The sequence below is a fragment of the Simplicispira sp. GW247-4R2A genome, from assembly GCF_059424465.1.
On the sequence record NZ_JBWKZM010000007.1, the window covers coordinates 73111 to 91606 of the forward strand.

Annotated in this window: 22 protein-coding genes and 1 riboswitch; of the genes, 11 read left to right on the top strand and 11 right to left on the bottom strand. The window is 64.9% G+C overall.

The window, feature by feature from the left end:
- The first annotated feature begins 16 nt into the window (after positions 1-16).
- Together ytfE and AC07ZH_RS06980 are read left to right on the top strand one after the other, a co-directional pair.
- Positions 17-748 carry an iron-sulfur cluster repair protein YtfE gene (gene ytfE / locus AC07ZH_RS06975; protein ID WP_495199109.1) on the top strand — a complete coding sequence of 244 codons (732 nt, stop codon included), beginning with the start codon at positions 17-19 and terminating at the stop codon, positions 746-748.
- Complete coding sequence (locus AC07ZH_RS06980; RefSeq protein WP_495199110.1) at positions 739-1167, top strand: group III truncated hemoglobin; 429 nt, start codon at positions 739-741, stop codon at positions 1165-1167. The genes ytfE and AC07ZH_RS06980 overlap by 10 nt, the downstream gene beginning before the upstream one ends.
- 32 nt (positions 1168-1199) lie before the next feature.
- On the opposite strand, the gene AC07ZH_RS06985 is transcribed toward AC07ZH_RS06980, so the two are convergent.
- Positions 1200-1841, bottom strand: a complete 642-nt coding sequence (locus AC07ZH_RS06985) for a LysE/ArgO family amino acid transporter (protein ID WP_495199111.1) — start codon at positions 1839-1841, stop codon at positions 1200-1202.
- Between the two features lie 68 nt (positions 1842-1909).
- Between AC07ZH_RS06985 and argP the strand changes: the two genes are divergently transcribed.
- Complete coding sequence (gene argP, locus AC07ZH_RS06990) at positions 1910-2815, top strand: HTH-type transcriptional regulator ArgP (RefSeq protein ID WP_495199112.1); 906 nt, start codon at positions 1910-1912, stop codon at positions 2813-2815.
- A gap of 3 nt (positions 2816-2818) precedes the next feature.
- Here argP and AC07ZH_RS06995 read toward each other — a convergent pair whose 3' ends face one another.
- The gene (locus tag AC07ZH_RS06995) at positions 2819-3184 is read right to left on the bottom strand and encodes a translation initiation factor Sui1 (RefSeq protein WP_495199113.1); all 366 of its coding nucleotides are present in this window, start codon (positions 3182-3184) and stop codon (positions 2819-2821) included.
- The gene (locus tag AC07ZH_RS07000) at positions 3181-3636 is read right to left on the bottom strand and encodes a DUF2721 domain-containing protein (RefSeq protein WP_495199114.1); all 456 of its coding nucleotides are present in this window, start codon (positions 3634-3636) and stop codon (positions 3181-3183) included. The genes AC07ZH_RS06995 and AC07ZH_RS07000 overlap by 4 nt, the downstream gene beginning before the upstream one ends.
- 74 nt (positions 3637-3710) lie before the next feature.
- Between AC07ZH_RS07000 and AC07ZH_RS07005 the strand changes: the two genes are divergently transcribed.
- The gene (locus AC07ZH_RS07005; RefSeq protein WP_495199115.1) at positions 3711-4979 is read left to right on the top strand and encodes a DEAD/DEAH box helicase; all 1269 of its coding nucleotides are present in this window, start codon (positions 3711-3713) and stop codon (positions 4977-4979) included.
- Here the strand turns inward: AC07ZH_RS07005 and AC07ZH_RS07010 are convergent.
- Complete coding sequence (locus AC07ZH_RS07010) at positions 4964-5308, bottom strand: DUF6172 family protein (protein ID WP_495199116.1); 345 nt, start codon at positions 5306-5308, stop codon at positions 4964-4966. The two genes, AC07ZH_RS07005 and AC07ZH_RS07010, sit on opposite strands and share 16 nt — an antisense overlap.
- A gap of 97 nt (positions 5309-5405) precedes the next feature.
- Between AC07ZH_RS07010 and AC07ZH_RS07015 the strand changes: the two genes are divergently transcribed.
- A complete protein-coding gene (locus AC07ZH_RS07015) occupies positions 5406-6713 on the top strand; it encodes a sensor domain-containing diguanylate cyclase (RefSeq protein WP_495199117.1) in 1308 nt (435 codons plus the stop codon).
- Positions 6714-6800: 87 nt separating this feature from the next.
- Here AC07ZH_RS07015 and AC07ZH_RS07020 read toward each other — a convergent pair whose 3' ends face one another.
- On the bottom strand, positions 6801-7016 hold the full coding sequence (locus AC07ZH_RS07020; RefSeq protein ID WP_495199118.1) for a SlyX family protein: 216 nt from the start codon (positions 7014-7016) through the stop codon (positions 6801-6803).
- Between the two features lie 5 nt (positions 7017-7021).
- Positions 7022-8212 carry an aminotransferase-like domain-containing protein gene (locus AC07ZH_RS07025; RefSeq protein ID WP_495199164.1) on the bottom strand — a complete coding sequence of 397 codons (1191 nt, stop codon included), beginning with the start codon at positions 8210-8212 and terminating at the stop codon, positions 7022-7024.
- A 96-nt stretch (positions 8213-8308) separates the two neighbouring features.
- Here AC07ZH_RS07025 and AC07ZH_RS07030 point away from each other — a divergent pair, with 96 nt between their 5' ends.
- The gene (locus tag AC07ZH_RS07030) at positions 8309-8572 is read left to right on the top strand and encodes a DUF2164 domain-containing protein (protein WP_495199165.1); all 264 of its coding nucleotides are present in this window, start codon (positions 8309-8311) and stop codon (positions 8570-8572) included.
- A 35-nt stretch (positions 8573-8607) separates the two neighbouring features.
- On the opposite strand, the gene AC07ZH_RS07035 is transcribed toward AC07ZH_RS07030, so the two are convergent.
- Complete coding sequence (locus tag AC07ZH_RS07035; protein WP_495199119.1) at positions 8608-9444, bottom strand: DMT family transporter; 837 nt, start codon at positions 9442-9444, stop codon at positions 8608-8610.
- 140 nt (positions 9445-9584) lie between these two features.
- Here AC07ZH_RS07035 and nth point away from each other — a divergent pair, with 140 nt between their 5' ends.
- The 5 genes from nth (at position 9585) to AC07ZH_RS07060 (ending at position 13359) form a co-directional block, all read left to right on the top strand.
- Positions 9585-10223, top strand: coding sequence for an endonuclease III (nth, locus tag AC07ZH_RS07040; RefSeq protein WP_495199120.1), 639 nt, complete (start codon positions 9585-9587; stop codon positions 10221-10223).
- A gap of 163 nt (positions 10224-10386) precedes the next feature.
- Positions 10387-11520, top strand: coding sequence for a diguanylate cyclase (locus AC07ZH_RS07045; protein ID WP_495199121.1), 1134 nt, complete (start codon positions 10387-10389; stop codon positions 11518-11520).
- 135 nt (positions 11521-11655) lie between these two features.
- Positions 11656-12069 (top strand): VOC family protein, encoded by a 414-nt coding sequence (locus AC07ZH_RS07050; RefSeq protein ID WP_495199122.1) that lies wholly within the window; start codon positions 11656-11658, stop codon positions 12067-12069.
- A 124-nt stretch (positions 12070-12193) separates the two neighbouring features.
- Positions 12194-13015, top strand: a complete 822-nt coding sequence (locus tag AC07ZH_RS07055; protein WP_495199123.1) for an AraC family transcriptional regulator — start codon at positions 12194-12196, stop codon at positions 13013-13015.
- Positions 13012-13359: a putative quinol monooxygenase gene (locus AC07ZH_RS07060; protein WP_495199124.1), complete on the top strand. Its 348-nt coding sequence runs from the start codon at positions 13012-13014 to the stop codon at positions 13357-13359. Before AC07ZH_RS07055 ends, AC07ZH_RS07060 begins: the two co-directional genes overlap by 4 nt.
- A gap of 45 nt (positions 13360-13404) precedes the next feature.
- Here the strand turns inward: AC07ZH_RS07060 and cobT are convergent, their stop codons facing one another.
- The 4 genes from cobT to AC07ZH_RS07080 all read right to left on the bottom strand — a co-directional run bounded on the left by cobT (position 13405) and on the right by AC07ZH_RS07080 (position 18483).
- Complete coding sequence (gene cobT / locus AC07ZH_RS07065; protein WP_495199125.1) at positions 13405-14460, bottom strand: nicotinate-nucleotide--dimethylbenzimidazole phosphoribosyltransferase; 1056 nt, start codon at positions 14458-14460, stop codon at positions 13405-13407.
- A 118-nt stretch (positions 14461-14578) separates the two neighbouring features.
- Complete coding sequence (gene bluB / locus AC07ZH_RS07070; RefSeq protein ID WP_495199126.1) at positions 14579-15340, bottom strand: 5,6-dimethylbenzimidazole synthase; 762 nt, start codon at positions 15338-15340, stop codon at positions 14579-14581.
- A gap of 46 nt (positions 15341-15386) precedes the next feature.
- A riboswitch (cobalamin riboswitch) is annotated at positions 15387-15570 on the bottom strand.
- Positions 15571-15701: 131 nt separating this feature from the next.
- Positions 15702-17156, bottom strand: a complete 1455-nt coding sequence (locus AC07ZH_RS07075) for a cobyric acid synthase (protein WP_495199166.1) — start codon at positions 17154-17156, stop codon at positions 15702-15704.
- Positions 17157-17262: 106 nt separating this feature from the next.
- Positions 17263-18483 (bottom strand): DUF3322 domain-containing protein, encoded by a 1221-nt coding sequence (locus AC07ZH_RS07080; RefSeq protein ID WP_495199127.1) that lies wholly within the window; start codon positions 18481-18483, stop codon positions 17263-17265.
- Between the last annotated feature and the right edge of the window lie 13 nt (positions 18484-18496).

The following is an 18496-nucleotide window of genomic DNA, read 5'->3' on the forward strand; positions in this document are numbered from 1 at the left end:
TTTAAGGATAAACCCCATGAACGCCCGCGTTGACGCCCTGAACCCCACCCTGGCACTGACCCCGCAAGCCACCATCGGCAGCATTGCCGTGGCATTGCCGGGAGCGACTGCCGTCTTTCGCCGCCTGAAACTCGACTTTTGTTGCGGTGGCCAAATAGCACTGGAGCAGGCCGTGGCCGACAAAGGCCTGGCGCTGGATTCCGTCCTGGCAGAGCTGGCGACACTCAACCGCCCCACGAGCGCCCCCGAAGCCGCAACGCCAGCCGAGATGGTGGACCACATCATTGCACGCTACCACGATGTGCACCGCGAACAATTGCCCGAGCTGATCCGCATGGCACGGCGCGTTGAGGTCGTGCACCGCGAAAACCCCAACGTGCCGGCGGGTTTGGGCGATCTTCTGGAAGAATTGCAGGCCGAGCTGCTTACCCACATGCACAAGGAAGAGGCCATTCTTTTCCCCATGCTTAAAACTGGCGGCAACCCCTTTGTCACGCAGCCCATCGGCATGATGCGCGCCGAGCACGTGGACCACGGCGCGGCGCTGGAGCGACTGCTTGCAATGACCAACGACGCCAACCCGCCAGCCGGCGCCTGCAACACCTGGCGTGCGCTCTACACCGGCATTGCACAGTTTGCCGACGACCTGGTCAACCACATTCACACCGAAAACAACATGCTGTTCCCGCAATTTGAACCGGTAGCGGCAGACAACGGCGGTTGCGGGAGCTCTTGCGGATGCAGCTGAGCCAGCCAGCCACCCCCGCCACACCAAGCTGCGAGCGCGGCCCGGTCACCAGGGAGCGCTTGGCCACACTGGTGCATTCGTTCTACGCCGATGTGCGTGCCGATCCCCTGCTAGGGCCGGTGTTCGAGCACGCACTCGCCGAGCGCTGGGAGCCCCACCTTGATCGCATGGTGGAGTTCTGGAGCACCGTGGCGCTGGGCAGCAAGTCGTTCAGTGGCAACGTCTTTGGCAAGCACATGGCGCTTGAGGACGTCACGCCAGCGCATTTTTCTGCCTGGGTACGGCTATGGGGCGAGCACACCGAACGCCTGTTCGAGCCTGACGACGCCCGCGAACTGCAGTTCACGGCGCACGGCATTGCACGCAATCTGTTTCAGGGGTATTTCGGCACGCTTCCCACCTTTGCGCATCGCAACTGACACGCACTGCTGCGCGCTCAAGCGGGTTGGCATCAAGCGGCCTGCGTGCCCGACCACACCCACCAGGCCAGTACCAGCATCATGCAGCCCGTTGCCGCGTCCAGCACCCGCCAGGACTGGGGGCGCGCAAACCAGCCCTGCAACTTCCGGCCAGCAAGTGCGAGGAACAAAAACCACGCCAGGCTGGCCGATGCCGCGCCAGCCACAAACGCCGCCTTGAGAAAGCCAGCCTCGCGCGCGCCCATAGAGCCCATCAGCACCACGGTGTCCAGATACACATGTGGATTGAGCAGCGTGATGGCGGCTAGCGCCAGCAGCACGGCACGCTTGGTGGGAGCTGCGGCCTCGGCTGACTTTGTTGCTTCTGCAGCAGCACGCCGGGGCAGCAAGCGCGACCAGGCCAGCAGGCCGTAGCACAGCAAAAACACCGCGCCGCCCAGGCTGAGCGCCTGCGCCAGCACAGGCCGGTTCGCCAGCATTTGCGCCATGCCAGCCACGCCGACCGTAATCAACAGGGCATCGCTCAACACGCACCAGGCGACGCAGGCCCGCACATGCCGACCACTGACCACCTGGCGCAAAACGAAAAGATTCTGCGCACCAATCGACGCCACCAGTGCAAAACACACGGTAAAGCCAGCGAGCCAGGAAGAAACGGCATTTGCAATCCACATGCCGCCATTCTGGTCAACGGGCAATGTTAAGTACACTTCATTTTTCTAACCATGATTAAGCATTGCTGATGTTTGACTACGCTGCCCTTGAAGCTTTGGCCGCCGTGGTACGAGAGGGTGGCTTCGAGCGCGCCGCACGGCGCCTGCATGTCACACCGTCCGCCATTTCTCAGCGCATCAAACAGCTCGAAGAGCGCTGTGGCCAGGTGCTGGTGCTGCGCGGCTCCCCCTGCACGGGCACCGACGCCGGGCGCCAGCTGTGCCTGCATTTCGAACAGGTGGCGTTGCTGGAGCACCAGTTGCGGCGCAGCCACCCAAGCCTGGCCGGCCAGGCGGCGACCGCGCCGACGCTCAAGCTCGCCATTAATGCCGACTCGCTCTCGACTTGGTTCATGGACGCCTTGGCAGCCTTCACCGATACCGGCAATGAGCTGCTCGATCTGCGTCTAGACGATCAGGAGCACACGGCTCAGCGCCTGCGCGAGGGCGAGGTACTGGCCGCCGTGACGGCCACAACGGCCGCCATTGCCGGCTGCAACAGTTGGCCGCTGGGCACCATGCGTTATGTGGCCGCCGCCAGCCCTGGCTTTGCCGCACGCCATTGGCCGCAGGGTGTGTCGGTAGAGGCCCTGGCCACAGCCCCCATGCTGACCTTCGACCCCAAAGACCGCCTGCAGGAACAATGGTTGGCACAACTAGGCCTGCCGGCCCGGGCGCACCCGCCGCACCACTACGTGCCGTCCAACGATGGCTACGTACGGGGCTGCGAGCGCGGCCTGGGCTGGGGCATGCACCCCCTGGCCCTTGTGGCGGAGCAGTTGGCGGATGGCCGGCTGGTACGCGTACTGCCCAACACCGACCTGCACATTCCACTGTTCTGGGTGCACCTGCGCAGCGCGCAGGCGCCTTTGGCGCGCCTCAGCCACTGCGTCATGGCGGCAGCGGGTGCCTGGCTGGAACCGGCAGACGCGTGAAGATCACGTACCGCGCTTGGCACGCAGGCCGCGCGCGCTCAGCTCGGCGAGCACGCGCTCCACGTGGTCGCCCTGCAGCTCGATGACGCCCGCCTTGAGCGTGCCACCCACGCCGCAGGCCGCCTTCAGCTCACGTGCCAACTGTGCCAAGGCATCTGCTGCCAGAGGCACGCTGCGCACCACGGTGACGGCCTTGCCGCGCCGGCCCTGGGTATCGCGGGCCACGCGGGCAACCCCGTCGCCCACGGGCGCCGCACTTTTTGCACAGAGGCAGTCGGCCACCGGCTGGCGGCAGGTGGGGCACATGCGCCCCTGCTCTGTGGAATACACCAGGCCACCCAAGCCGGCGGTACGCTGCAAACGGCTCATGGCAGCCTGCTGGCGTAGCCAAAATTGAGGATGCGGGTGGCGGCAACCGTTTCGACGAAAAACAGCACCAGCGCCCCAAGGAAGCACATCACGCCCGTCAAAAAACCTCCAACGGCCCAGCGGGGGCTGTTGAACTCGGTGGTCTGCCCCAAAAACAGAAAAAGAATGGTCAGCCCGATGAGAAAACCGCACAGCGTCAGCAGGCCAATGCACAGCGTGACCAGCCAACCCCGAGTCCGCAGCAGCGCCAGCTCCGCCACGGTGCGGGCGTGGACATCCGCATCTTCGACGTTGCGCCGCTGCGCCTCCAGCACCCGTGCCCGGTCAACGATGCGGGCCAGGCGGTTGGCCACCGTGCCTATCATTCCCGAGACGGCCGTCAGCAAAAATACCGGTGCGACCGCCAGCTGAATGCTGTGGACAATGGCCCCTGGGTCGTCAACAAAGTTCATGCGGCCGGATTATCGCGGCGGCGGAGCACAATCGCCCACTGCCCACGCCTCCCCTTTCTTCTCTTGGGCCTTCCATGCCTTTTTCTGCACTCGGCCTCCACACCGCCCTCGCCCAGGCTGCGCAAACGCGCGGCTACACCGCACCCACCCCCATCCAGGCAGAGATGCTGCCCGCCGTGCTCGCCGGCCGTGATGTGCTGGCACAGGCGCCCACGGGCTCGGGCAAAACCGCTGCCTTCGCCCTCCCCTTGCTGCAGCGCGTTGCGGCCCAGCCCAGCGGGCGCCCACGCCGGGTGCAGGCGCTGGTGCTGGTGCCGACACGCGAATTGGCTGCGCAGTGCGGCGGCGTGCTGCGCGATTTTTCCGCAGCCTGCTCGCCGCGTGTGGAAGTGGCACTCGCGTTCGGCGGTGTCTCGATCAACCCGCAAATGATGGCGCTGCGCGGCGGCGCCGATATCGTCGTGGCGACGCCGGGGCGCCTGCTCGATCTGGTGCGCCAAAACGCGCTGCGGCTGGACAATGTGCAGACCCTGGTCCTCGACGAGGCCGACCGCCTGCTCGACCTCGGTTTCGCCGACGAACTTGCACAAGTGCTGGCTTTGCTGCCGGCCAAACGGCAGAACCTGCTCCTGTCCGCAACGTTTCCGGGCAAGGTGCAGGCACTGGCAAAAGCCTTGCTGGATGGCCCCGTGCATATCCGGGTCGATGCAGTGCAAGAGGCGCCGGCCATCGCGCAGCGCAGCATTGCTGTCGATCCAGAAAAGCGCACGCAGCTGCTGCGCCACCTCGTCACGCAGGAAGCGTGGAGCCGCGTGCTGGTGTTTGTCGCCACGCAGTACACGGCGGAACACGTGGCGGAGAAGCTCTACAAGGCCGGTATTTTCGCCACGCCGTTTCACGGGGGTCTCAGCCAGGGCGCGCGGCGCCAGGTACTGGAAGAATTCAAGGCCGACCGCTGGCAGGTGGTGCTGACCACCGACCTTGCCGCACGGGGGCTCGACATCAGCCTGTTGCCGGCGGTGGTCAACTTCGACCTGCCGCGCTCCAGCGCCGACTATGTGCACCGCATTGGCCGCACGGCCCGAGCAGGCGAGCAAGGGGTCGCGGTGAGCTTCGTCGTGCCGCAGAGCGAGCCGCATATGCAGTTGATTGAAAAACGTCTGGGCATGCAGCTGGCGCGCGAGGTGCTGCCCGGCTTCGAACCCACCGAGGCGCCCGCGCAAGCCGTCGCGGGCGCGGGCGGCATCAAGGGCAAGCGCCCCAGCAAGAAGGACAAATTGCGCGCTGCGGGCCTGCTACCCCCGTTGGATTCGGGCCAACAGCCCGATCAGTCGCCTACGTAAGGCGCAGCAGCAAGCGGCGTACCGTCAGCGTTCTCGGTCGGATGGATACGGGGCGCCCGCTTGGCTGCGCGTGCCAGCACCTCCAGGTAGAACTGTTCGGCCTGTGCAGCGGCCGCCGCGTCCACCCGCTCCATGACAGACCCCACCGCCACAGGCTCGGGCGCGTTCGGCGGCACGGCGAAGCGGCAATCAAAATCCCAAAAATCAGCGCCCTCTGGCAGCGCCTTGCTGCGTTCACGGCGCAGGTATTTGCGAATTTCGTGCTTGATGGCGTCCAGGCGCCGGTCGGGGTGCAGGCCCTCGACCTGCAGGGAAAAAGTCTTTTTCATGGCCAATGGTAGCGCTCTGCTTGTAAGCCCATGGTTACAGGGGGAAGCAAAGTGCCACAATATTCGTTCACTGAACCTGTCCACGGCCATGATTGCGATGTCCGCCCTGCAAGAACTGCTGCATGCTCTGCCCGGCGCGGTGCTGCTGGCGCGCAACGACGTCATCGTGTATGCCAATGCCGCCAGCGCAGCGCTGCTCGAAGTGGCATCGCCTGAGCAGCTCCACGGCCACACGACCAATGAATTCGTGCACCCGCTGGACAAGCAGCGCTCGAGTGAGCGCATCTACCGCGTCAGCAGCCAGGCGGTGGAGCCCGCTACAGCGCCCAACAAACCCTCGGAATTCCGACTCCGCACCAGCCTTGGGAACCTGCGCATGGTGCTGATCTCCAGCGTGGCCCTGGTGGTCGAAGGTGCGCCCGCCGTGCTGATGTGCGGCCTGGACATGACGCACCAGAGTGAAATCCAGCAGCAGTTGCGCCAAAGTGAGCAAAACTTCCGGCGCCTGTTCGAAAGCATGCAGGACGTGTACTACCGCACCAACGCCCAGGGCGTGGTACAGCACGTAGGCCCCGGCGTGCGCCGGGTACTCGGCTACGAACCGCACGAGATTGAAGGCCGCACCGCCGAGTCGTATTACCCGGAAAGCAGCGACCGGGATGCCTTCAAGGCCGCCATCATGGCGCATGGGGAAGTCTCGGATTTTCCAGGCCAGATGGTGCGCAAGGACGGCTGCATCATCGACATTTCCATCAGCAGCCATGCCTTGTTCGACCACAACGGCCAGTTCGCCGGTGTCGAGGGCATTTACCGCGACGTGACGCAGCGCAAAAACCTCGAACGCGAGCTGCAGCGCCTGGCCACCACCGACATGCTCACCGGCATGGCCAACCGCCGCGCATTCCTCGACGCTGCCGAGCAGGCCTGGGCCGAGGCGATGGGAAACGGCCAGGCCATGTGCCTGCTGATGCTCGACCTGGACCACTTCAAGAACATCAACGATCGCAATGGCCACCTTGAGGGCGACCGGGTCCTCGTGGCCTTTGCGCAGGCGGTGCGCGCACAACTGCGTGCCAGCGACACCGTGGGGCGCCTGGGTGGCGAAGAGTTCTGCGTACTGCTGCGCACGACCGACGCCGACAGCGGCAGCGAGGTCGCCACACGCATTCTCGAGGGCGTACGCACCATGCCGCTCACAACCGCCACCGGCGAACGCTTGAGCGTGACGGTCAGTGTGGGCTTGGCCAACCTGCGTTCTGTAGACCGCAGCCTGCACGAATTGCTCGACCGCGCCGATCAAGCGCTGTACAACGCCAAGCGCGGGGGACGTGACCGGGTAGCGTTCAATGCGGGCGGCGGGCCTTCACACACGGACTCCCTCGGACCAGAGCATCAGGAAACTTAGATAGAAAATGGCCTCTAGCGCTTACCCAGAAAGCGCCATAAGCTATCTTATAAATAGCAACAAACCCTGTGCAAATACCGCCCGCTGTCAATAGTGCGGGGGCATTTCGTCGCGCGGGTTGCGCTCACCGCCTTCAGCGCCCGGCGCCTGCTGGCGCAATTGGACCAGCTCGCGCGCCAGCCGGTCGATCTGTTCCTGCTGGCGGTAGATGTTGAGGTTGAGCCCATCCACCAGGTCTTCCAGGTAGCTGAGCTTCACTTCCAGGCTCTCGAACCGCTGGTCGCTATTGTTTGCATCCTGCATGGCGTTTACAGGGCATGCGCCAGGCGCACCACGCCTTCGCGAATCTTGTCCGCGTCGGCGGTGGCGAACGACAGGCGCAGCGTGGCGTTGTCGGGCTGGGAGCAGAAGAATGGCGCGCCCGGCACAAAAGCCACGCCTTTTTCAATGGCGCGCTTGGCAAACACATTGCCATCGGCCACCTTGCCGCCCGCTCCCGTCAGCCGCGCCCAGACAAACAGGCCGCCTTGGGGCTGCACGAACGCGATGGCATCGCCCAGCTCCTTGCGCAGCGCATCGCCCATGGCCTGTGCGCGTTCGGCGTACACCGCGCGCACCCTGGCCAGCGTGGCCGGCATGCGGCCGGCCTTGAGGTACTGCGCCGCCGTGGCCTGGGCAAACGTGCTGGTGTGGGCATCGCTGAACTGCTTGCACATGGTGGCCTTGGCCAGCAGCTCGGGCGGGGCAATCATCCAGCCCACACGCAAGCCGGGCGAGAGCACCTTGCTCAAGGAACCGCAATGCACCAGCAGCTCGCGGCTGCCGGGCACCTGGGCAGAGAGCGCCAACAGGCTGGGCGGCGGTGCCTCGCCGAAATACAGGTCGCCATAGGGGTCGTCTTCCACCACCAGGGTGTTGTACTTGACGGCCAGTTCCAACACCTTCTTGCGGCGCTCCAGCGGCAGCAGCGCACCGCTGGGGTTGCCAAAGGTGGGAATCAGGTAAACAAACTTCGGTTGGTGTTCGGCGATGAGCTGCTCCAGCACATCGGTCTGCACGCCATCACCATCAATGGGCGCACTGATGAGTTCGGCACCGTACAGGCGAAAACACTGGATGGTGGCCAGAAAGGTCGGGCCTTCGACAATGACCTTGTCACCGGGGCTGATCAGCGTCTTGCCAAGCAAATCAAGCGCCTGCTGGCTGCCGGTGGTGACGATGAGGTTCTCGGGCGCGACATCCTGCGCGCCCTTGCTGGCCATGAAGGCGGCGAGCTGCTCGCGCAGCGGCTGGTAGCCCTCGGTGGCGCCGTACTGCAGCGCCGCGCCGGGTTCTTCATCCAGGGCTGCGTTGCTGGCAGCGCGGATGCCATCCACGTCGAACATGGCGCTGTCGGGAAACCCCCCGGCAAAGCTGATGATGCCGGGCTTGCCCAGCAGCTTGAAAAGCTCGCGGATGGCAGAGGTTTCAACGTTGTTCAGGCGGTCGGCAAATTGCAATGGCATGGTGGGGTTCCGTAAAGTCTGGGCGCAATTGTCCCAAAACCGCAAGCGGTTTTCCTGCGTTTACGCCGCATGCACCGTAGACTGCCGGCCATGCCCATCGAACTGCCCAAAGAGACCCGAACCGCTGCCATTGCCTCCATCGAGCGCTACTTCTCGGAAGAACACGGCGAGCGCATCGGCAACATGGCCGCAGGCGCCTTGCTGAACTTCTTCCTCGCCGAGATTGGCCCCGCGGTCTACAACCTGGCGGTGGCGCAGGCGCAGGAGCGCATGCAGGCGCGGGTGGCGGAACTCGACATCGAACTGCAGGAAGATGCGTTCACCTGGTGGAGCCGGCGCGCGGCGAAACGCTGAGGCGCGGCGCACGGCGCACGCCGCCATCGAGCCACTCACGCCGGCCGTTTTGGTGCCAGCACCACCAGCGCGATGCCGCCCAGGATGGCCAGGCCCGTCCAGCTCAGGCGCTGCGTCCAGGCTTCCCCCAGCAGCAGCGTGCCACCCAGTGCCGCCAGCATCGGCACGCTCAGCTGTACCGAGGCGGCGGCGCTGGAGCGCAAGCGCGGCAACACGGTGTACCAGACGATGTAGCCCAAACCCGAGGTAACGGCCCCCGAACACAGAGCGTAGACCAGCCCGGCACCACTCACCGACAACTGCGTGGCGCACACGGCGACCAGCAGCGCGGCAAACGGGACAGCCCGCACGAAATTGCCCGCCGTCGCCGCGCCGGGATCCAGCGCCTTCTTCCCATACAGCGAATACGCGCCCCAGCCCACGCCGGCCGCGAGCATGAGCGCCGCGCTGCCGGGCGACGGCGCGCTCAAACCCGGCAGCAGCAGTGCCACCAAGCCGCCCATGGCGAGCACCAGCCCGCACCACTGGCGGGGCAACAGGCGCTCGCCGCGCCACAGGCCCGCTCCCACCATAGTCGCCTGCACAGCGCCAAACAGCAGCAGGGCCCCCACACCCGTAGGCAGGCGAACGTAGGCAAACGAAAACGCGGCCGCGTAGGCAAACAACCAAAAGGCTGGCACCCAGCCGCCCCGCGCGATGGGCGACACCTTGCGCACGCGCATCACCACCACCAGCATGGCCGCGCCGGAGGCCAGGCGAATGGCGGAAAAACTGGCCGGGTCGATGGAGCCGCTGGCCAGCGCCAGACGGCACAGCAACGAATTGGCGGCAAAGGCCAACATGGAAAGCAGGGTCAGGAGCACAAGGCGCATAGGACATCCAGGGGAAAATTGCTTGAAGCATACGGGCTCCGCGCGCGCGGCGCCGCTTGCGGCTTGGCCGCAAAGCCGTGCGGCGCCCCGATCCCGCCTCTTCTATAGTGGCCGGGCTGCCCATCCAACAAGCGCTACCCATGAAAACCGCACTGATCCCACCCTTTTTTGCCGCATTGCAGGCAGCCAACCCCGAGCCGCGAACCGAGCTGGAGTACACCAGCCCGTTCGAACTGCTGGTTGCCGTGCTGCTTTCCGCCCAGGCCACCGACGTGGGCGTGAACAAGGCCACGCGCAGACTGTTCCCCCTAGCGAACACGCCGCAAGCCATTCTTGATCTGGGGCTGGAGGCGCTGGAGGAGCACATCAAGACCATCGGCCTGTACCGCAGCAAGGCCCGGCATCTGATGGAGACCTGCCGCATGCTGGTCGAGCAACATGGCGGCCAGGTGCCCGACACGCGCGAAGCCCTCGAGCAGCTCCCCGGCGTGGGCCGCAAGACCGCCAACGTGGTGCTCAACGTGGCCTTTGGCCAGCCCACCATGGCGGTGGACACACACATCTTTCGCGTCAGCAACCGCACAGGCCTGGCGCCGGGCAAAACGCCGCTGGCGGTAGAGCAGCAACTGCTCAAGCGCGTGCCGCCCGAATACGCCGTGCATTCGCACCATTGGCTGATTCTGCTGGGCCGCTACGTCTGCCAGGCGCGCAAGCCGCGCTGCTGGGAATGCCTGGTCGCACCGTATTGCGACTACAAGCCCAAAACACCACACCCCTAAGGTCGGCGTATAGCTATGTATTTTGTAGCTATAAGTTCTTTATTTGTAAGCAGTACGGCCCATAAACTTCCAAATATTGCGAAACGCTCCACCCCCAATAGCGTGCACGCCGCTGGCTATACTGAAAATTACCACCCGCCTGCGCACCCCACACTTTCTACGCATGAATTCCCTTGATCCGCGTTCCCTGATTGCCATGGGCGGCTTCATGGCGTTGGTGATGGGATTGGTGCTGGGCTTCATGCGGCGCTACTACCCTCCCAGCATCCTGGGGCTGGGCTACTGGGCACTGGCACCCGCCGTCTGGCTGATTGCCACGGTTTTCTTCGCCGCCCCCGGTCCATGGCCTCAAGAAATGGGACGCTGGCTAGGCAACGGACTGATCTTGCTGGGTTTCGTCCTGTTCCATGTGGGCTGCCGCTGCTTCTTCGGTCAAACCGCCAAATGGCGCCGAATCGTGGTTGCATTCGCGCTGGTCATGCTGTGCCTGGCCTGGTTTACCGGGCCCGAGCCGTCCTACCGCATGCGCGTGGCCATTGTCACCGCAGCCATCGCCGTGGTCCACAGCAGCACGTTGGTGTTCCTCTGGCTGAGCGGCAACCGCAATTTCCCGGTGCGCATGGTGCAGGTGACCCTGGCGCTGCACCTGTGCGTGCTGCTGGTGCGGCTGCAAAGCGTACTTTCTGTACCCGAAGTTGGCGACCTGATGGACGCCTCCACCGTGCAGTCCTTCTACCTCGGCGCCTACGTGCTGGCCGTGCTGCTGCTTTCCATTGGCGCAGTGCTCATGGCCACGGACCGTGTGCGCACCGAGCTGGAACACATGGCCACGCACGATGTGCTGACCGGCACGCTCAACCGCCGCGCCATTCTCGATTTCTGCGAGGACGAACACGAACGCAGCCTGCGCTACGGGCAGGCGTTCTCGCTGATGATGATCGACCTGGATCACTTCAAGGCCATCAACGACACCCACGGCCACCAGCACGGCGACCGGGTACTGGCCCACTTTGCCGAATGCACCCGCGCCGCCCTGCGCCGCGCCGACCGCTTTGGGCGCTATGGCGGTGAGGAATTTCTGGTGCTGCTGCCCAACACCGCCACCGAAGCGGCGCTGCCCGTGGCAGAGCGCATTCGCACCGCACTGACCACTGGCCACGCACTTGACTGCACCGCCAGCATCGGCGTAACCCAATGGCGCGGCCCCGAAGACACGGTGGACGCCATGCTCGGCCGCGCCGACGCGGCGATGTATCAGGCCAAGGAACGGGGCCGCAACCAAACCTGCGCAGCCTGAAGCTGGCGTGCTGCGGCGCCCCGCGCACCGGCCTTTGAGCAGGTTCACGGGCCTCTTGCCAAACAAAACTGTATATATATACAGTATCGGTGTGCAACGTATGCACGACCCTAACCACCCCACAGGAGCCACCCCATGCTTGACCACATGACCTTCCGCGTCACCGACATCCAGCGCGCCAAGGCGTTTTACGGCGCCGCCCTCGCGCCCCTGGGCTACAGCGTTTCTTTCGAAGGAAACTACGGCATGAGCATCCTCGGGTTCGCCTACCCCGACCCTGCCGAGCCCGACGGCAAGAAGGCCGACGTGTGGTTCATCGACGGCCCCTCGCCCTACGGCGGCCCGCCGGCCACCACAGGCTGCCACCTGGCCTGGAAGGCCCAGACCCGCGCCCAAGTGGATGCTTTTTACGCCGCCGCCATCGCCGCCGGCGGCAAGGACAACGGCGCCCCTGGCCTGCGCCCCGAATACCACGCGCACTACTACGGCGCCTTCGTCATTGATCCCGAGGGCAACAACATTGAGGCGGTGTGCCATTTGGCGGAGTAGGCGGCGCACCCTGGTACCACGTGTCAGTCAGATTTGAACAAAATAGCCTGCAACACTGTCCCTATTGCGTTAAAAGCTATCTTTTTCAGAGTGATCGCATCTACCTGCATCTAATCAGGCGTGAATGATGCGCACCTTTCAGTCACTGCCCAACAGCATATTGGCCCCCTACATTGATCGGTTCTGGGGCTGGGAAAGCGATGGCAACGAACAGATCGCCCTACCCCGGCTGCTGCCGGGAGTTGGTGCCGAGTTGTATTTCCACTACCGTACCCCTTTTCAACAGCTTACCCATGCGGGGCAGATTCAGTCTTGCGGTGCTGCCCATCTGTTTTGCCTGCGCGACAAAACCATTGACTTACTGCCAGCCAGCGATGTTGGCTTTATCGCCATACGGTTCCGAGCCGGGATGGTTTACCGGTTCACTGAGGTACCAAGCTCCGATTTCATGGACAAGGTGCTGTCCCCAGAAGATCTGTGGGGAATGGCAGGCAAGAATCTAAGCAGCCAAATTGCCAGTACAGAAACGCATGCAGAACGACTCCGCCTGATTCAGGTTTTCCTTCTGGAGCAAATCGCACAGCAAAGGCCTGACGTTGTGTATGAACACGCGGCATCTCTTCTCTACGCACGGTGCGTCGAACTCACCATTGATCAGTTGGCCAAGCATCTAGGAATCGGGCGACGCCAATTGGAACGCCGTTTCATGGCCATTGCAGGACAGTCCCCTGTAGAAATGCGCAACCTTGCGCGCTTCCAAAAAACCTTTCGCACCCTCATGCTCGATGGCGCCACAGACGTAGCAGATGCCGCCCTGGCACATGGATACAGCGACCAATCCCACTTCATACGCCACTTCCAAAGACTGGCAGCCGAGCCACCAGGGCGCCACCTCAAGACAGCCCGTACCAAGACGCATTTTTTCAATACATCCCTGCGTGCATGAACCATGATGGCAATTCCATTCAACCCGAGGACTCCGAAATCATGCATCTCTTGCTTGCAGAATTGAACGCCAAAGACTCCCACGCCCATGAGGTCGAAAACATTCTGTGCGAGTTGGTCGAAGTGGCGCGCACGGAATCAGGCACCATCCAATACGCAGTGCATCGTCAGAAAACCGATCCCAACACCTTTGTGATCTATGAGCTTTATCGGGATGCTGCTGCATGTGAAGCGCACTTGACGTCAGCACCCGTTAAAGAGGCACTGCATCGCTTTGAATCAATGCTCCGTAACCCGCCACACATCCTTTTCTGCGATTTGATTGCGGCAACTGGCGTCGCCTGACGACGACACCCGTCCCGTGCGGGTTGAGGCCAGCAGTCCCGCTCCTCATGTCTTTTTCGACACCCCCGCCGCCTCAAAGCTAGCCATCTCACGCAAGATGGCGCAGGCCGATTGCAGCAGCGGCCAGGCCAGCGCGGCGCCGGAGCCTTCGCCCAGACGCAAGCCCAGGTCCAGCAGCGGCTCGGCCTGCATTTGCGCGAGCATGAGCTGATGGCCGCGCTCGCCCGAGCGGTGGGCGAACACGCAGCGTTGCAGCACCAGGGGCTGCAGGCGGCTGGCCACGAGCACTGCGGCGCTGGTGATGAAGCCGTCTACCAGAATCACGCGGCGCTCATGCGCGGCCTGCAGCACGGCGCCGACCATGGTGGCCACCTCGTAGCCGCCGAGCGCGGCCAGGGCATCGAGCGGCGTGGCGGCGGCGGCGTTGGCGTCCAGCGCCTGTTGCAGCACGGCGCGCTTGCGCTCGATACCTGCGGCATCGAGCCCAGTGCCCGCGCCGGTGCAATCCTGCAGCGACAGGCCGCACAGGCGCGCCAGCAAGAGCGAGGCGACCGAGGTATTGGCGATACCCATTTCGCCCAGCAGCAGCACGTTGCCGGGCAGTTCGCGCACCAGTTCGATGCCGTGGCTAAGCGCCTGGGCGCATTGCTCGGCACTCATGGCCGGACCTTTGCTGGCGTCGTTCGTACCGGGCGCCACCTTGCGCAGCAGCAGGCGCGGCTGGCCGGGGGCGGCCTCGCGCGGGGCGATGTCGCGCGCCACACCGCAGTCCACCACGGTGAGCGCCAGGCCGTGCTGGCGCGCCAGCACGCTCACGGCGGCGCCACCGGCGAGGAAGTTCTCGACCATCTGCCAGGTGACGTCGCTCGGGAAGGCCGACACGCCGCGCGCGGCCAGTCCGTGGTCGCCCGCGAAGACGACCATTTGCGGCTGGTGCAGCGCCGGGGTTTCGGTGCCCAGAATCTGCCCGAGTGCGAGCCCCAGGCTTTCCAGGCGGCCGAGCGAGCCCAGCGGTTTGGTTTTGTGATCCAGCTTGTGCTGCAGGGCCTGGGTGAGTGGTGCGTTGGAGATGTCGGCAATCAGGGGGAACTGGGTGGTCATGGCGTGGTTCAACTTTCAATGAGGGTGTGGCGCGGCCCGTGTGCACCGGGGCCTGCGCCTTGGATGGGGTGGTGCGCAGCGGGCCGGCCCGGCACGCTGCGGCGGGGTCAGGCGAGGCTCAGGCGGTGGCTTCGCGCCCGCGCTGGGCGGCAGCCTGGTCGCGCTGCAAATGGGCGATGAGCGGCTGCTGGTCGTCCTGCTGGCCCCATTGCTCGAAGTACACGAGGTCTTCCATGGGCAGGCGCGGCAGCCAGCCAGCGGTTTCCAGCTCGGGCTTGGGGTGGAAGTGGCTCACGTAGCCCACGCACAGGTAGGCGATGGGGGTGATGCCCTTGGGAATGCCCAGCGCCTGCTGCAGGTCGGCCTGGTGGAAGATGCTGACCCAACCCACGCCCAGCCCCTCGGCGCGCGCGGCGAGCCACAGGTTTTGCACGGCGCAGACGCTGCTGTACAAGTCCATGGTTTTCATGTGGGTGCGCCCCACCACCACCGGGCCGGTGCGCCCACGGTCGCAGGTGATGCAGATGCCGATGGGCGACTCGACGATGCCTTCGAGCTTGAGGCTTTGGTACACCGTGCGCTTCTCGCCTTCGAACATGTCGGCGGCCTCGGCATGGGCCTTGGCAAAAGCATCGTGCACGCGGCGCTTGGTGCCCTGCGAGCACACCACGAGGAAGTTCCAGGGCTGCATGAAGCCCACCGAGGGCGCGTAGTGCGCGGCGGTGAGGATGCGGCTGAGCACCTCATCGGGCACGGGCGTGGGCAAGAACTGCCCGCGCACGTCGCGGCGTGAAAAGATGGCGTGGTAAATGGCGTCGCGCGCTTCTTGCGTGAAGGCGTGAGCGCTGGGCGTGGCTTGCGCCGCCGCGCTGGTATTCATGGCAGTCCCCTGTGCGTGAATAGGTAGCGCGCTGCCTGGCCTTGCAGCGCGTTGAATATTCAGGCCGGTCTTCTGGCTTGGATTCCTCTGGCCCCCGCGCCTTCCCGGCCTTGGCGGCCAGTGGCATTGAGCGGGGGTCATCATCCTTACAGCGTTGGGCACGCGGCGGAGTTGCACCGCCTTCCCGATTCTCCCTTTGCTTTAGAGCGGCTCACAAAACTCTTCTGGCATCGTTGCTGCGTCTTGCCGTACTGCTCGTACTGCCTGCGCCGAAGCGCCTAGCCAGAACCGCTTCGCTGAGTTTTGTGGGCCGCTCTTGCAACATCGGGCACCTGAGGGCGCGGATGATAGCAGCCGCAATTTACGGCGCGATGAGGGCATCCAGCACACCGGGCTCGAAGTGCCGGGCCACGCCATCGGCCAGCCCGTCAAACACCGTCTCCAGCGTGGGCGCCTGGGCGCCAAACAGGGCGTGCAGCACGGCGGCGTCCTCGAACAAACCGTGCAGGTACACGCCCAGCACATTGCCCGCCGGGTTCTGCCAGGCGATGCCGGGCATGACGCCCCACGCCACGTCGCCCTTGGCGGCCATGGCGGGGTGCTGGGCCGTCTGGCCGTGGTGGATCTCGTAGCCCTCGGCGCGCACGCCCGAAAGCGGTGCCCAGGCGCCGACAAGCTGGCCGAAGGCCGCCGCAGTGCGCTGCACGGTCTTGGCGGGCTCGAACACGGTGACCAGCGGCAGCAGGCCCAGGCCGGGGCCGTTGCCGTCGATCCCTTCGGGGTCGATCAGCGCCTCGCCCAGCATCTGCAGGCCGCCGCACACGCCCAGCACGGTGCCCCCCTGCCCTGCATGCGCGGCAATCGCACGGTCCAGCCCCTGCGCGCGCAGCCAGGCCAGGTCGGCGGCGGTGGCCTTGGAGCCGGGCAGCACGATCCAGTCGGCCGGCCGCAGGCCCGCCACATCGGCCGGGCTGCGCACCCAGAGCAGGCGCAGGCCGGGCACGTTCTTGAGCGGCTGGAATTCGTCGAGGTTGCTGATGCGCGGGTAGGCCACCACGGCCACGGTGGTGTGCACGGCGCCGGGCGTGGTGCTGCGGTCGTCGAACACGCCATCTTCCTCGGGCAGGCCATGGTGCCACTGCATGGGAATGGTAGCCACGGTGGGCACACCGGTGCGCTCCTGCAGGTGCTGCGGCGCAGGCGCAAGCAGGCTGGCGTCGCCCCGGAACTTGTTGAGCACGAAGCCGTGGATCAGCGCGCGCTCGTCCTCGGGCAGCAGCGCCCAGGTGCCGTAGAGGTGGGCAAAGGCGCCGCCCCGGTCGATATCGGTGACCAGCAGGCAGCGCGCGCCGGCATGGCGCGCCACGCGCATGTTGACGATGTCGCTGGCGTGCAGGTTGGTCTCGGCGGGCGAGCCCGCGCCTTCGATGACGACCACGTCGTTCTCGGCGCGCAGCGCATCGAGCGCGGCGGCGATCTGCGGCCACACCACGGCGCTGCGGCCGCGCCAGGGCAGCGCGGTGAGCAGCTCGCTCACCTGCCCCAGCAGCACCACCTGGCTGTGCGTGTCGGCCTCGGGCTTGAGCAAGAGCGGGTTCATGCGCACTTCAGGCACGGCACGCGCGGCCAGGGCCTGGAAGTACTGCGCCGAGCCGATCTCGCCCCAGGCGCCGTCGACACCCTCGACCACGCGGGCGTTGTTGCTCATGTTCTGCGCCTTGAACGGCGCCACCTTGAGGCCCAGGTTGCTGTAGTAGCGGCACAGCGCGGTGGTGAGCCAGCTTTTGCCGGCGCCGCTGGTGGTGCCCAGCACCATGACGCAACGCGCCGTCACGGGTGCACCTCCATAACCTCGGATACTATAAAAAAAATAGCTGCTTGCGCTTGCTCCACCTGGCCTAGCGCCCATTTTTCTTTAAAAATCATGCCATTTCACTGTCTGTTGCGGCCAAGGCCGCTTTCACCCACTCAAAACCCAGGCGCTCCTGTTCCAGGCGCACCCGCACACCCAGCCGGTGGCTGCGCAAATCATCCAACAGCGCAGCCTCAGCCGCATCCAGTCGTGGCAATACGCGCAGCACCGGCTGCGGCTCGTTCCCCCACTGGCTTTGGTGCGCCAGCAAGGTAGCACGGTCCATCAGCAAGGATTGCACCTGCGGCAGACGGACGCGCAACTGGTCCAGGATGGCGAAGCCGTGCGTATCAATATCGCCCCAGTAGTACAGCTGGCAACCATGCAGCCAGCGTGCGCCAGCCAGCATCTCAAATCCATAACCCGCGCCAAAAATCACGAGACTGCCCGGCAAAGGTGGAAAGGCCAGAAAGTTGACTTCGTTTTCGGTAAAAAACACCCGTTGGACCGGCAGCACCAGGCGGGCAAAGTCGGCCTGAGTCAGCGTGATGTCCTGGTCCGCGTCCGATGGCAGCTCCGCTGGGGCGAACGGTGAGACCGAGGCATCCAGCAGGCGAAAGCGGATGCGCAGGGGTTTGTCCTTGAAACCGTAACGCTGGCAGAACTGCCCCACGCCGGTGGCATGGGCATCCAGGGCCTCCTGCGGCAAAGCCAGATCCAGCAGTTCCATGAGCGCCCCCCGGTGCGCCTCAATGAACTTGCTGTCCACCCCGGGCAAATCAACTTGGCGCAAATAGATGCCAGGACGTGGATGCGCTTGCAACCAGGCGACGACCGCCAACAGGCACGGCCAGGCATCGGCCAAGGCCAGCGCATTCAGCGGCCGTTTTTCCAGCCACTGCAGCAAGGCGGGTTGCTGCGCGCGCGTGGTTTGCATCAGGCTGGCAAAACGCCTGGCCTCTTGCTGCTTTCCGATCAGCGCCAGCGCGTCGTCCAGCGAATCCAGCCAGACCGCATCCGGCACCGCACACGCCCCCAGCACGCGATGGCGGAATTCACGCAGCACAATGCGATAGCGCGGCGCCTCGCCAGGCAGCGCATGGCAACCCAGTGCCTTCATCCAGACCCGCACCTCGTCAAAGCGCTCGGACAAGTCGGTCGAGCCCGGCCCCGTCAGCCGCAGACGCCTTGGCGGCATAACCTCACTCTGCACGCAAGTGCGCAACAGATCACCCTTGTCCCAGAGTTTTTGCACCTGGGCGCGCAAGTCGGCAGGGGTGGTCCAGGTCATGGAAATAGACGTT

Excerpts from the sequence above, each read along its gene's own strand:
- AC07ZH_RS07010 (WP_495199116.1), bottom strand. The coding sequence starts at position 5,308 with ATGAAAAAGACTTTTTCCCTGCAGGTCGAGGGCCTGCACCCCGACCGG.
- AC07ZH_RS07030 (WP_495199165.1), top strand. The coding sequence starts at position 8,309 with ATGCCCATCGAACTGCCCAAAGAGACCCGAACCGCTGCCATTGCCTCC.
- ytfE (WP_495199109.1), top strand. The coding sequence starts at position 17 with ATGAACGCCCGCGTTGACGCCCTGAACCCCACCCTGGCACTGACCCCG.
- AC07ZH_RS07050 (WP_495199122.1), top strand. The coding sequence starts at position 11,656 with ATGCTTGACCACATGACCTTCCGCGTCACCGACATCCAGCGCGCCAAG.
- argP (WP_495199112.1), top strand. The coding sequence starts at position 1,910 with ATGTTTGACTACGCTGCCCTTGAAGCTTTGGCCGCCGTGGTACGAGAG.
- AC07ZH_RS07060 (WP_495199124.1), top strand. The coding sequence starts at position 13,012 with ATGAACCATGATGGCAATTCCATTCAACCCGAGGACTCCGAAATCATG.
- AC07ZH_RS07080 (WP_495199127.1), bottom strand. The coding sequence starts at position 18,483 with ATGACCTGGACCACCCCTGCCGACTTGCGCGCCCAGGTGCAAAAACTC.
- AC07ZH_RS06980 (WP_495199110.1), top strand. The coding sequence starts at position 739 with ATGCAGCTGAGCCAGCCAGCCACCCCCGCCACACCAAGCTGCGAGCGC.
- AC07ZH_RS07015 (WP_495199117.1), top strand. The coding sequence starts at position 5,406 with ATGTCCGCCCTGCAAGAACTGCTGCATGCTCTGCCCGGCGCGGTGCTG.
- AC07ZH_RS07005 (WP_495199115.1), top strand. The coding sequence starts at position 3,711 with ATGCCTTTTTCTGCACTCGGCCTCCACACCGCCCTCGCCCAGGCTGCG.
- AC07ZH_RS06995 (WP_495199113.1), bottom strand. The coding sequence starts at position 3,184 with ATGAGCCGTTTGCAGCGTACCGCCGGCTTGGGTGGCCTGGTGTATTCC.
- AC07ZH_RS06985 (WP_495199111.1), bottom strand. The coding sequence starts at position 1,841 with ATGTGGATTGCAAATGCCGTTTCTTCCTGGCTCGCTGGCTTTACCGTG.
- AC07ZH_RS07075 (WP_495199166.1), bottom strand. The coding sequence starts at position 17,156 with ATGGTGCTGGGCACCACCAGCGGCGCCGGCAAAAGCTGGCTCACCACC.
- cobT (WP_495199125.1), bottom strand. The coding sequence starts at position 14,460 with ATGACCACCCAGTTCCCCCTGATTGCCGACATCTCCAACGCACCACTC.
- bluB (WP_495199126.1), bottom strand. The coding sequence starts at position 15,340 with ATGAATACCAGCGCGGCGGCGCAAGCCACGCCCAGCGCTCACGCCTTC.
- AC07ZH_RS07000 (WP_495199114.1), bottom strand. The coding sequence starts at position 3,636 with ATGAACTTTGTTGACGACCCAGGGGCCATTGTCCACAGCATTCAGCTG.
- AC07ZH_RS07035 (WP_495199119.1), bottom strand. The coding sequence starts at position 9,444 with ATGCGCCTTGTGCTCCTGACCCTGCTTTCCATGTTGGCCTTTGCCGCC.
- nth (WP_495199120.1), top strand. The coding sequence starts at position 9,585 with ATGAAAACCGCACTGATCCCACCCTTTTTTGCCGCATTGCAGGCAGCC.
- AC07ZH_RS07020 (WP_495199118.1), bottom strand. The coding sequence starts at position 7,016 with ATGCAGGATGCAAACAATAGCGACCAGCGGTTCGAGAGCCTGGAAGTG.
- AC07ZH_RS07045 (WP_495199121.1), top strand. The coding sequence starts at position 10,387 with ATGAATTCCCTTGATCCGCGTTCCCTGATTGCCATGGGCGGCTTCATG.
- AC07ZH_RS07055 (WP_495199123.1), top strand. The coding sequence starts at position 12,194 with ATGATGCGCACCTTTCAGTCACTGCCCAACAGCATATTGGCCCCCTAC.